The sequence below is a fragment of the Pseudomonas sp. NPDC090201 genome (assembly GCF_044746825.1).
In the GTDB taxonomy this organism is placed as follows: Bacteria; Pseudomonadota; Gammaproteobacteria; order Pseudomonadales; family Pseudomonadaceae; genus Aquipseudomonas; species Aquipseudomonas putida_AD.
Genome location: NZ_JBIVCX010000001.1, coordinates 519,988 through 532,372, shown reverse-complemented (window position 1 = coordinate 532,372; position 12,385 = coordinate 519,988). Strand labels below are relative to the sequence as shown.

At 58.3% G+C, this 12,385-nt stretch carries 10 protein-coding genes; 9 read left to right on the top strand and 1 reads right to left on the bottom strand.

The window, feature by feature from the left end:
• Positions 1 to 48: 48 nt before the first annotated feature.
• The 9 genes from ACIPOO_RS02425 (at position 49) to ACIPOO_RS02385 (ending at position 10,306) form a co-directional block, all read left to right on the top strand.
• Positions 49 to 1,071: an NAD-dependent epimerase/dehydratase family protein gene (locus tag ACIPOO_RS02425; RefSeq protein ID WP_274132310.1), complete on the top strand. Its 1,023-nt coding sequence runs from the start codon at positions 49 to 51 to the stop codon at positions 1,069 to 1,071.
• 82 nt (positions 1,072 to 1,153) lie between these two features.
• Positions 1,154 to 2,284 carry a dTDP-4-amino-4,6-dideoxygalactose transaminase gene (rffA, locus tag ACIPOO_RS02420; RefSeq protein WP_274132309.1) on the top strand — a complete coding sequence of 377 codons (1,131 nt, stop codon included), beginning with the start codon at positions 1,154 to 1,156 and terminating at the stop codon, positions 2,282 to 2,284.
• Complete coding sequence (locus ACIPOO_RS02415; RefSeq protein ID WP_400604157.1) at positions 2,281 to 3,687, top strand: lipopolysaccharide biosynthesis protein; 1,407 nt, start codon at positions 2,281 to 2,283, stop codon at positions 3,685 to 3,687. The genes rffA and ACIPOO_RS02415 overlap by 4 nt, the downstream gene beginning before the upstream one ends.
• A 1-nt stretch (position 3,688) precedes the next feature.
• Complete coding sequence (locus ACIPOO_RS02410; protein ID WP_400604155.1) at positions 3,689 to 4,978, top strand: glycosyltransferase family 4 protein; 1,290 nt, start codon at positions 3,689 to 3,691, stop codon at positions 4,976 to 4,978.
• Positions 4,979 to 5,023: 45 nt separating this feature from the next.
• The gene (locus tag ACIPOO_RS02405; protein ID WP_274132305.1) at positions 5,024 to 5,998 is read left to right on the top strand and encodes a hypothetical protein; all 975 of its coding nucleotides are present in this window, start codon (positions 5,024 to 5,026) and stop codon (positions 5,996 to 5,998) included.
• Positions 5,999 to 6,093: 95 nt separating this feature from the next.
• Positions 6,094 to 7,227 carry a glycosyltransferase family 4 protein gene (locus ACIPOO_RS02400; RefSeq protein WP_400604153.1) on the top strand — a complete coding sequence of 378 codons (1,134 nt, stop codon included), beginning with the start codon at positions 6,094 to 6,096 and terminating at the stop codon, positions 7,225 to 7,227.
• Positions 7,224 to 8,207, top strand: coding sequence for a UDP-glucose 4-epimerase family protein (locus ACIPOO_RS02395; protein WP_400604151.1), 984 nt, complete (start codon positions 7,224 to 7,226; stop codon positions 8,205 to 8,207). Before ACIPOO_RS02400 ends, ACIPOO_RS02395 begins: the two co-directional genes overlap by 4 nt.
• Positions 8,204 to 9,223, top strand: a complete 1,020-nt coding sequence (locus tag ACIPOO_RS02390) for a glycosyltransferase family 4 protein (RefSeq protein WP_274132300.1) — start codon at positions 8,204 to 8,206, stop codon at positions 9,221 to 9,223. Before ACIPOO_RS02395 ends, ACIPOO_RS02390 begins: the two co-directional genes overlap by 4 nt.
• 243 nt (positions 9,224 to 9,466) lie before the next feature.
• On the top strand, positions 9,467 to 10,306 hold the full coding sequence (locus ACIPOO_RS02385; RefSeq protein WP_274132297.1) for a bifunctional 2-polyprenyl-6-hydroxyphenol methylase/3-demethylubiquinol 3-O-methyltransferase UbiG: 840 nt from the start codon (positions 9,467 to 9,469) through the stop codon (positions 10,304 to 10,306).
• Between the two features lie 88 nt (positions 10,307 to 10,394).
• Here ACIPOO_RS02385 and ACIPOO_RS02380 read toward each other — a convergent pair whose 3' ends face one another.
• On the bottom strand, positions 10,395 to 11,900 hold the full coding sequence (locus tag ACIPOO_RS02380) for a hypothetical protein (protein ID WP_400604148.1): 1,506 nt from the start codon (positions 11,898 to 11,900) through the stop codon (positions 10,395 to 10,397).
• Positions 11,901 to 12,385 lie beyond the last annotated feature (485 nt).

Here is a 12,385-nt window from a genome sequence, read left to right as displayed (position 1 = left end):
CAAATTGCGTGTATCTGTCACGCTGAATGATTGGTTCAAGAGGTAAACATGAGTCGATATGACGAGGTTTTGAAGTCCCTTGCTTCAGAACCGAAAAAATGGCTGGTCACCGGGGTGGCCGGCTTCATCGGGTCGAATCTGCTGGAGACCCTGCTCAAGCTGGGTCAGACCGTCGTCGGCCTGGACAACTTCGCCACCGGCCATCAGCGCAACCTCGATGAGGTCAAGTCGCAGGTGGGTCCGGAGCAGTGGGGCAACTTCACTTTCATCGAGGGCGACATCCGCACGCTCGATGATTGCCACCGCGCCTGTGCCTCGGTCGATTACGTACTGCACCAGGCTGCGCTCGGGTCTGTTCCGCGTTCCCTGAATGACCCGATCACGACCAACGCGACCAATATCGACGGCTTCCTCAATATGCTGGTGGCTGCCCGTGACGCGAAGGTGAAAAGCTTCACCTACGCGGCCAGCAGCTCCACCTATGGCGACCATCCCGGCCTGCCCAAGGTCGAGGACGTGATTGGCAAGCCGCTGTCGCCCTACGCTGTGACCAAGTACGTCAACGAGCTGTACGCCGACGTGTTCGCGAAGAGCTACGGCTTCACCACCATCGGGCTGCGCTACTTCAACGTCTTCGGCAAGCGCCAGGACCCGGATGGTGCCTACGCCGCCGTGATTCCGAAGTGGACCTCGGCGATGGTCAACAATGAAGACGTCTTCATCAATGGCGATGGCCAGACCAGCCGCGACTTCTGCTTCATCGAGAACACCGTGCAGGCCAACATCCTGGCAGCGGTCGCCGAGGATGAGCAGGCGCGCAATCAGGTCTACAACGTGGCAGTCAGCGGCAGGACTGACCTGAATCAGTTGTTCGACCTGATCAAACTGAACCTGGGTGCGAACGGCGTGGTCTACGACAAATCGCCTGTATACCGCGATTTCCGTGCCGGCGACGTCCGTCATTCCCAAGCGGACATCGGCAAGATCACCCGCATCCTGGGGTATCAGCCAGATTTCGACATCGGGCAAGGAATTGCCAAAGCCATGCCGTGGTATATCGACTTCCTGTAAGTTCGATAAGGGGCCAGGTTTTCAGCGGTAACCTGGCCCTCTCTACGGAAAAAGCAAAAATTATAATGATAGTGACCGAATCATGATTCCATTCAACCGCCCTCCCTACACTGGTAACGAAGACCAGTACATTCTGTCTGCCATCAAGAGCGACAAGATTTCCGGCGACGGTGCATTCAGCAAGCGATGCCAGGCCTGGTTCGAAGAAGACCTGGGCTGCGCCAAGGTACTCCTGACCTCTTCGTGCACCCATTCGCTCGAAATGGCGGCGATCCTGATCGACGTGCAGCCTGGGGATGAAATCATCATGCCCAGTTACACCTTCGTCAGCACGGCCAACGCATTCGTACTGCGCGGCGCCACGATCGTGTTCGTCGATATCCGCCCGGACACGATGAACATCGACGAGACGCTGATCGAACAGGCCATCACACCCCGGACCAAGGCGATCGTTCCCGTTCACTACGCCGGCGTGGCCTGTGAAATGGACACCATCATGGACATCGCCAGGCGCCATGACCTCTACGTCGTCGAGGATGCCGCACAGGGCATGACGTCTTTCTACAAAGGCCGTCCACTGGGCACCATCGGTCACCTGGGTGCGTTCAGCTTCCACGAGACCAAGAACTACACCAGCGGCGGCGAGGGCGGGTTGCTCATCATCAATCACGAAGACTTCGCCAACCGGGCGGAAATCATTCGTGAGAAAGGCACCAACCGCAGCCAGTTCTTCCGCGGAATGGTCGACAAGTACACCTGGGTGGACGTGGGCAGCAGTTACCTTCCTTCGGACTTGCAGGCCGCATACCTGTGGGGGCAACTGGAGAAGTGCGACGAGATCAAGCGCAACAGACTGGCGACATGGAACACCTACCATGAGCTTCTGACGCCGCTGATGGCTGCCGGGCATATCGAGCTGCCGACGCTGCCAGAGGGCTGTGAACACAACGCCCACATGTTTTACGTGAAGGTGAAAGACATCGACGTGCGGACGGCGCTGCTCAAGCATCTGTCCGAGAACGGTGTCTACGCAGTGTTCCATTACGTACCTTTGCACACCGCGGTCGCCGGGCCTCGGTTCAGCCGTTTCCATGGGCAGGACACCTACACGACCCTGGAAAGCGAACGGCTCATCAGGCTGCCGATCTTCTACGGCCTGAGTTCGACCGACTTGCAACACATTGCCTCGCAACTGGAGAGGTTCTTCAGTTGAAGTTGAAGGCGGTTGCTGTTTATGCCACCGGTACGGTACTTGGCGCTTTCTTCAGCTTGTTCACCCTGCCGGTCATGGCATGGTTCTTCAGTCAGGAGGATGTAGGTCGAATCGCACTGTTTCAGGTCGTGCTGTCGCTAGCGGTCGTCGGACTGAGCCTGGGCCTGGATCAGGCGTACGTCAGGCGGTTCAACGAGGAGCAGGGCGGCGAGCGGCTGGCCAAGACCTGCCTTGTGCCGGGCCTTGTGCTGCTGCTGGTGCTCGTCGCGGTGCTGGCCTGCTTTGGTGACAGGCTGTCGGGGCTGCTGTTCGATCTGGACAGTTTTGCCCTGTACGGACTGGCCGCGCTGACCCTGCTGATTCTGTATCTCGAACGCTTCCTGTCCGTGTTCCTGCGGATGAAGGAAATGCCGTTCGCGTACTCGTTGACCCGAATCATCCCCAAGGCGCTGATCCTGGGGATGGTCGCGGCCGTCTACCTGTTTCCCGCCTACAAGAACTTCACCTACCTGGTGATAGCGCAAGTCGTGGGCTGGGGCATGGCGGTCGCGATCATGTTCTATTACTTGCGGCCCAGTCTGACCCGGTACTTCGGTGCGCCCGTCGACAAGGCGAGTATCAGCACCCTGTTGTCGTTCGGCCTGCCTCTGGTGATCAATGGCATCGCGTTCTGGGGGCTGAGCTTCATGGACCGGATCATGGTCAAGGCGTACTCCTCGCTCTCGGAGTTGGGCGTGTACGCCCTGGCGTCGACCCTGGCCGGTATTGCCATCCTGTTTCAGCAAATATTTTCGACCATCTGGCACCCGATGATCTATAGATGGGTGGCAGAAGGCGTTTCGGTCGACAGGATTGTCGAGGTGAGTGAAGGCCTTCAGGTCTTTTCCTTCGTACTGGTGTGCATCGTCGCCATGTTCGCGTGGTGCGTGCCTTACTTTCTGCCGGCAGGTTATGGCGCTATCGAGTACATCCTGATGGCCTGCCTTCTACCGCCGTTGTTCATCATGATTGCAGAGGCGACAGGTGTTGGAATCAACATCTCCAATGCCACCAGGTTCGCGCCTCTGGTGACGTTGCTCGCGCTGCTGATCAATGCCGGACTCAATGTGTGGCTGATTCCAGCCCACGGCGCTGCCGGTGCTGCTGCCGCTTCGGCGATTTCGTTTTATGCGTACGTGGTGTTTCGCACGGAAGCATCGATCCGGGTGTGGAAATATATGCCAAGACTACGTTTTTACTCCTGCGCCCTTATCGTGACTGCGATGGCCTGTGCCCAGGCATTGGCAGGGACGCTGCTGGGTTCCTATTCGCCTGTGATGTGGGTTTTTGCCTTGGTCACCTGTCTCATTGCTTATCGGCATAGCCTGGTGGCGTCGGTTTTGTATATACGGAAATTTGATTGATATGCTTCTAATCCATGGTTCGTTGGCGATTGGCGGGATTGAGACATTCTTCGTGCGCCTGGCAAAGGAGAGGGCTGCCCAGCATCTGCCCACCAGTATTCTCCTGTTGAGCCCTCCGTCTAAAAGTAATGCGGAACTGGTTGAGAAGGCGCGTCTTTACGCAAACGTCTATTTCCTGACCGACTGGATCAACCCTGTGCTGGGTCCCTTGACTCGCCGGGTGCCGTTTCACCTGTCCTCCATGCTTCCGTTGAACAGGAAAGCCGTGAAGGATGCATTTGCAACTGTTGACTCAGTCCATGTTTCCAACGGGTTCTGTGCGCACTTTGCATTTCGCCTGATGGCGCTGGCCAAGGTCAATGTGCCCATCAGCATGGGACTTTATCATTCGCTCGAGTACTGCTGGGGCGCCCCCCGCCTGCCGCACTACGAGCGATGCAATCGTCGGCTGTTTTCCCAGGTGCTGCAGCGCAACAACCTGCTGTTCTTCAATGAAGTGCTGGTGGATTTCTACCAACGCCAGTACCAGCAGAGTTTCGCCGACGTGAATGTGTTCCCGTTGGGTGTCATCGATTTGAACACCCGGCAGACTTACGAACGCGCACCCGTGCCTGAATTTGTGCTGGGCAGTGTGGGCAGGCTGGTGACGTTCAAGAGTTACAACTTCTGGATGCTGGATGTCGTCAAGGCACTGCGTGACCAGCAGATTCCCGCGAAATATGTCATCTATGGGGAAGGGCCGCAGAAAGAAGAGATGGCCAGCAAGATCGATGCATTGGGTATTCAGGAGTATGTCAGCCTGAAGGGTAATCTGGAGCACTCGAATTTTGTCCGCGAAGTGAGCCAGTTCGACGTCTTCGTAGGCTCCGGTACTGCCATCGTGGAAGCCGCGGGTGCGGGTGTTCCGTCCGTCATTGGCATTGAGAACCTCAACGAGCCCCTGACTTATGGCTTCTTCAGCGACATCCCCGGTTTCTCGTACAACGAAGATGGCCTGTACCCGAAACAGCAAGCCCTGCAACTGTTGCTCGACTACTACGCCTCGTCGCCAGAGCAGAAGCGTGAACTGAGCACCCGGCAGGTAGAGAAGGCTGCGCTGTTTTCCATCCAGCAGTGCTCGAACAACTTCCGTGACCTGAAGTTGACACCACTCAGTGATGCCGAGATCCAGAAACGAGGCGGCTTTCTGTTCCGCCTGGCGTACGGCACCAGCTTCCTGATGTTTTCGATAGGGGTCAGGCTGAGCGGGAAAACCTTGAACGATGTTATCAGCACACCCGCCGGTGGCTGAGCAGTTAAATAGAGCAGGGATTTATTCAAGGTGAGATCTAACCTTATGTACCCACCGGTGACCTTTCAGACGATTGTTCATCATCATCGCTACAGGTGTCTGTTCCTGGCTTTCGTCTTCGCGGCCATCCTGGCAAGCCTGCCAGTGGACATGTTTATCGATCGCGATAACTACATCCTGTACGCCATTGACGCCGTGAACGTGTTCAAGTCGAACTTGAGCCAGGGCTGGCTCAGGAGCCTGACCAATGAACCGGTCTGGCTGGGCATCAACATACTGCTGGGGAATCTGGCCGACCCGAAGGGCGTCCTGCGGATCATCATCTTCATATCGTCGTTCGTGGTCGCTTATCTGACGTTGCAGACCGAGCCCCGTGCGCTGATTATCCTGGTGCTGTTCCTGTTGCTCCCGCAGATCCTCAAGAACCATGTGATCCACTTGAGACAGGGCGTCGCGGTGGCGGTGTTCCTGCTGGCGTGGTTCGGTGCAAGCAAGTCCACCCGGGTCGTGCTGTTGTGCCTGACACCGCTTATTCATGCCTCGTTCTTTTTCGTCATCTTTCTCTACGCATTGAACTGCTTTTTCGTCAGGTTCAACTTCTCCGCCGGGTTGCGGCTTCTCACCTACCTGATCGTCAGTTTGCTGCTGGCCGGTACGAGTCTCTGGCTGGCCTCGCAACTGGGCGCCAGGCAGGGTGATCAATACCAGTCTGCCGCGTTGGAGATCAGTGGCCTGGGCTTCGTGTTCTGGCTGGGCTTTTTCACGCTCTTTATCTTGCAGGGTCCCACTTTCCTGCGAGCCAACAGCTTTCAGGCGGGGCTCTTGCTGTTCTACCTGGTCAGCTACTTTGCGCTTCCGATCGGGGCGAGGATCTTTGAAAGCGGACTGATCCTCATCATGTTGGCTGCCCTGCAACTGACAGGCTGGCGCAAGCAGGCCTTCTATCTGATGTTTGCTTTCTACTTCTGCATGCAATGGTTGCCGAGACTGTTCTTGCCCGGGTTCGGCTGGGCGGTCTGAAAAAGAGCTGTGCATGCACGCTCTCTTGAATTCGGCCTTCTCGAGAGCAATGGCGATGTCACGTATGATGCCGGATGGACGTAAATGGAGTTGCAATGAATCGCCGTATTTTGTTTGTAGTCAATGACCCTGCTTTTTTCGTATCCCATCGCATGGCGATCGCGTTGAAAGTCAGTGCCATGGGCTGGGATACCCACGTGGCGACCATGCCGGGCGCCGCAGTCGAGGAGATAACGGCACAGGGTTTGAAACACCATCCCCTGCCTCTGGATCGAAGTGGTCGTAACCCGTTGAAGGAGCTGGTGCTGTTCTGGGCGATTTTGCGGCTGTTTCGCTCACTGAAACCGGATCTGGTCCATCTAGTGACGATCAAGCCTGTGATCTATGGCGGTATAGCGGCTCGCATTGCCCGCGTGCACTCCGTCGTCGTCGCGGTGTCGGGGCTGGGTTTCATCTTCATGGCCCAGGGCTTGAAAGCCCGCATCGTGCGGACACTGGTCACGACCCTGTACCGCATTGCACTGGGCAAGCGAAACCTGACCGCCATTTTCCAGAACACCGACGACCGCGACACGCTGATCGAGGCTGGCGCCCTGTCGGGTGAAAAGGCCTGCATCATTCGCGGTTCGGGGGTGGATCTGTCCCTCTACAAGGCCAGTGACGAGCCTGTGGGCGACCGTGTTGTCGTCGCCATGGCGGCCCGGCTGTTGAATGACAAAGGGGTACGGGAGTTCGTGCGCGCCGCGCAAATTCTCCAGCAGCGCAATGTGCCCGTGCACTTTCGCCTGGTGGGCGACATCGACCCGGGCAACCCGACCTCGGTTTCGGCGCAGGAGCTGGACGTCTGGCGTCAGGCCGGTACCGTGGAAGTGATGGGCTATCGCCGGGATATTGCCGGGATCTTTGCCGATTCGAACATTGTCGTGCTGCCGTCCTATCGCGAAGGCCTGCCCAAGGTACTGGTCGAAGCGGCTGCGTGCGCCCGGGCGGTGGTGACCACCGATGTCCCGGGATGTCGCGATGCCATCGAGCCCGGCACCACCGGGCTGCTGGTTCCCGTTCAGGACGCCGAGGCCCTGGCGGACGCCATCGAACGCCTGGTCAGGGATGCCGAACTTCGCACCCGGCTGGCACGCAACGGCTGGGAGTTGGCGCAAAGAGAATTTGGCATCGACAAGATCGTCGATGCGCACCTGCACATCTACCAGCAGTTGGAGGCCCGAGCGTGAGCCAGGAACGTGATGGCAAGATCCTGATTACCGGCGCCAACGGTTTTGTGGGTGGGGCTTTGCTCCAGGCATTGCTCGAGCGCGGCAGTGGCGAACTGGTTGCCGCCGTCCGCCGTGCAGATGCCCATTTGCCCGATGACCCGCGTGTCAACAGGCTGGTGTTCTCGCTGGCCCCGGAGTTTTCCTGGGCCCAAGGGTTGGCAGGGGTTTCGACCGTCATTCATGCGGCCGCCCGGGTTCACATGATGGACGACCAAAGCGCCGATCCGCTCAGCGAGTTCAGGAAGGTCAATGTGGCGGGCACCCTGACCCTGGCTCGCCAGGCTGCACAAGCGGGTGTGAAACGCTTCATCTTCATCAGTTCGATCAAGGTGAACGGGGAGGGGACACCCCCATCCTCGGCGTATACCGCGAACGACACGCCGATGCCGGCAGACCCCTACGGCATCTCGAAGCACGAGGCTGAACAGGGCTTGCTGGAACTGGCTGCGGCCACCGGGATGGATGTCGTCATCATTCGCCCGCCTCTGGTCTACGGGCCGGGCGTGAGGGCCAACTTCCTGAGCATGATGCGCTGGCTCGACAAGGGCGTTCCCTTGCCGCTGGGGGCGATCCACAACCGACGCAGCCTGGTGGCGCTGGGCAACCTGGTGGATCTGGTGGTGACCTGTATCGAGCATCCTGCGGCTGCCAATCAGGTCTTCCTGGTCAGCGATGGAGAAGATCTGTCCACCAGCGATCTGCTGCGCCGGATGGCCCAGGCCCTTGGCCGGCCCGCGCGCCTGTTGCCGGTACCAGAAAGCCTGTTGCGCGCCGGTGCCGGGTTACTGGGCAAACAGGCTTTTTCACAACGACTCTTCGGGTCGTTGCAAGTTGATATCAGCAAGACTCGCTCCCTGTTGGGATGGGAGCCTCCGTTGGCGGTGAATGATGCATTGAAGCTCGCCGCCAGGCATTTTCAGGAACATCAAGACAAATGATCTATTGGTTACTGTTTCCCCTCGTGGCCGTCGTTTCGCTGCTGCTGACCTGGCAACTGCGTCGCTATGCGCTGGCCCGCAGCATCATCGATATCCCCAACGCGCGCAGTTCGCACACCATCCCCACGCCACGCGGTGGCGGGGTGGCGATCGTCGTCTCGTTCATCGCGTCGCTGCCACTGCTGTACGGGGCAGGTCTGGCCACAGCCAGCCAGGTCATTGCCATCGGCGGGGCAGGGGCACTGATCGCCGTGATCGGTTTCATGGATGACCACGGTCACATCGCCGCAAGATGGCGCCTGCTGGGGCATTTCGCGGCTGCTGTCTGGGCGTTGTTCTGGATGGGCGGGTTGCCGACCGTGATTCTGTTCGGGGTGAGCATCGAGCCGGGCTGGATCGGCCTGGTGCTTGCTGCCTTCTATCTGGTCTGGATGCTCAACCTGTACAACTTCATGGACGGTATCGACGGGATCGCCAGTGTCGAGGCGATCTGTGCGTGCCTGGGCGCGATTCTGATCTACTGCTTCAGTGGCGCCGCCGATCTGATCTGGCTGCCACTGGTGCTGGCCATGGCAGTGGCTGGCTTCCTGTACTGGAACTTTCCGCCTGCACGTATCTTCATGGGCGACGCCGGCAGCGGGTTCCTCGGGATCGCACTGGGCATCATCGCGCTTCAGGCGGCATGGTCCTCCACGCAGCTGTTCTGGGCCTGGTTGATCCTGCTGGGCGTGTTCATCGTTGACGCGACCTTCACCCTGGGCCGTCGCCTGCTGCGTGGAGACAAGGTTTACGAGGCTCACCGCAGCCACGCCTATCAATACGCATCGCGCAAGGTCGGCAGGCACTTGCCGGTGACGCTTGCAGTTGCCGCGATCAACCTCTTCTGGCTGCTGCCGGTGGCATGCTGCGTGGCGCTGCTGGGCCTGGATGGCATCGTCGGGCTGGTCCTGGCGTACGTGCCGCTGGTTCTGCTGGCGGTCAAATACCACGCCGGCGAACTCGAGAAGGCGGCGTAGACAGGCCATTGGCCATGCGGACCCGGGCCAGCCAGGCACGGGTTCCGCTCATCGACAACTGGCGGTTTTCCTTGCGATCCGCGCAGCTATGACGTTATCTGAAACGATTGCCCCTGGTGGTTGCCAGACTTTGTAACACTTTGTGTGATCGGTACGATCGGACATGTGTACAGCGCTATCTTGGCAGGGTGAATGTTCAGCAACTAACAATAATCAAGCTCGCGTGATTGCAAGGACGGTGACATGACGAAAGCTAGTGCGACTACCCCCACCCATGAACAGGAAATCAAGACCGGCGAACGATTCGAGTTTGGCGAAAACTGGACCCGTTTCCTGAAGTTGCTCGATGAATCAAGAATCCAGCAGGCCGTCGACAGCCTCAAGCAGATGTTGGGTGTCGATGATCTGACCGGGAAGCGATTCCTCGATATTGGCAGTGGCAGTGGCCTGTTTTCCCTCGCGGCACGGCGCCTGGGCGCAAAAGTGGTTTCCTTCGACTATGACCCCAAATCGGTCGCGTGCGCAGTAGAGCTGCGCAGACGCTATTTTCCTGCCGACCGCGATTGGGACGTGCAGACAGGTTCGGTGCTTGATCGTCAGTATCTGGCAGGCCTGGGGACTTTCGATATCGTCTACTCGTGGGGTGTGCTGCACCATACGGGCAAGATGTGGGAAGCCCTGGCCAATGTCGACGCCAATGTGGCGGAGCAGGGGAAGTTGTTCATAGCCCTGTACAACGACCAGTCATTCGTCAGCCGGTACTGGACCTTCGTCAAGAGGACCTACAACAAGTACTCCTTCACCCGCCCGCTCTTCGTTTTCATCCACGGCCTGTATCCAACACTCCCCAGCATACTTCTGAAGGTATTGAAGAACAGGACCTATCCTCGGGGAATGAACGTCTGGTATGACCTTTACGACTGGTTGGGCGGTTATCCGTTTGAAGTCTCCAGCCCTGGGCAGATCTTCGACTTCTATAAAAACCGGGGCTATGAGTTGCGCACACTGAAAACAGTGGGCGGCAAGATGGGCTGCAACGAATACGTGTTTCAAAAGAATCGCGCAATAACCTCTCCCCAATAAAAAAGCCGCCGGGAAGTTCCGGCGGCTTTCTTTCAGGTCAGGGGCTGCTGATGTGCTGTAGCCCCTGTTCTGCGTGTCTCGGTCCGTCTCAGACCAGTGCTGGTCTGAGCCGTGGCCGTTCTTTCATTTGCCAGAGCCAATACCATCCGAGTGCCGAGAACGAGTACATGACTGGCATCATGAATACCCGCTGGCGCGTACTCCATTCGCCAAAGAACACGATGTAGGCTACGGCGATAATGCCCAGGAGTGCGACCAGCATCAGGGTTTTCAGGTTTCTCCTGGCCATGATGATCAACCCCAGCAGCGTGCCCGGTAGCGCGATGACCCAGGTCGTCGCTGCCAGCATGTAGAGCTCGAGCTGGTTGTTGCCGGCCAGGCCGTGGGTGAGGGCGACCCATGGGTACGGCGCAAGCAGCGTGCGAACAACGGCCCGCGCCAGTGCGCTGACGGGTTGGTCATGCAGGTAGGAACGCCAGCCGATCACCGAGCCGTCCGCCCCTTCCTCGTTCGCCGTGGCGGTCAAGGTAGTGGTCTGGCCCTGAAGGGTGGTGGCCTGTGCCTTGAGGGTGGTCGTTACTGTGGTGGTCAGCGAAAATGAGGCAGTTTCGGTCGGCTTGCTTGCGCTTGGGGCAGCAGGCGGCGTGGTCTTTGCCGGAGGAGCGGCGGTCAGTACCTGCTCTACCTGAGCGGGAGTGGCCTTCGCTGGAAGCGGCGCGGTGGCCACGGTCGCCGGTTGGGTCAGCTTCTGCTCGAATGGCACGTAGTAGAGCACGCCCCATATCATGACTGCCGCCATTGACGCCGAAACGAAGGCCGCTGCCGTTGCCCTGGGCTTCTTCACGACAAAATAGAGCGCCAGCACGCAGAAGACCATGCAGAAGGAGATGAACGCGACGTACTTGACCGCTGCCAGAAAGCCCAGCGAGACAGCAAGGATACTGGCGAACTTGAGGGTCGGTCTGTTGCACAGTTGGCAGGCGCTGATGATGACGACCATGCACAGCAACGTGGCCAGGGTGTCTTTCAGCAACCAGGCACTGTTCAGTGCGATGGACGGCTCAAGGGCGACCAGCAGTGCTGCAAAGTGGCACACCTTCGGTGGCCCGCCCAGTTCACGGGTAATGATATAGGTAGCGGCCGGGAAGGCGCCTGTCAGTATGGAGTTGGCGATGATTGCCGAGGCAAGGCTGTTGCCTGCCAGCGTCCACAGGCCAAGCAGGCCCGAGAATATCCACTCGTGGCTGCCGAACACGCCCGCGTAGGGAATCTGGTCAGTGGGCAGCCAGACGGGATGCCCGCCGTGTGTCCACATGTTGAGCAGTCCCGCCAGCTCGTACACATTCGCGTCGACGGACTGGCCCGTCCAGTGGAGAAACAGCGCCTGGGCGTGGTGTTGATAGATGAGCGAGTCCAGAGGGGTGTCCAGCCACTGCGGGGTCATCTGGATCAGCAGGCTCTTGCAGACCCCCAACGAAATGCCGATCAGCGTCCAGCAGGCAACCGTTTTCCGGATCTCTTTGTCGGCCAGCATCTTCATTGAAAACACCAGCACCACGACGACTACAGCCAGGCTCAAAAACGTTGAATTCATTGTCTTCCGTTGATATTCGTGGGGCAGAAATTAGTGTCGAGAGCGCGTTCACCCAGGCCAGATTCACTGCGGGGCGCACTGTGCAGACTGCCATGTCTGATTTTTCGCGTTTGCTGACCCCGTGTCGGTGGCAGATTGTAGGAGATGTGGTTCGTGAACTCCAGAAACAAGTTGTTGTCCCTTGCAATCGGGTTTTTCGCAGACCTGCTGTAATCCCCGATTATGCTGGGCGAAGAGGCGATTTGATGAGGTAATGATGCGCCTCGAAAGATGGCGGGTGACATGTTCTGTGCGTGGCCTGCAACCGGTGATCCGCTGTTGAGGGCATCGGCAATGTGGCTGATATTTTCACTTGGCACCTGAGCGTTAATATGTTTCCTTGAAGATGGAATGCTTCTCAAGGGTCCATGCTTGTGGCAGTATGGGCGCGCAGTCTGCGCTAAGTCTTTAATTAAAAGGCGCATTTTTACTCTTCTATTGGCTTG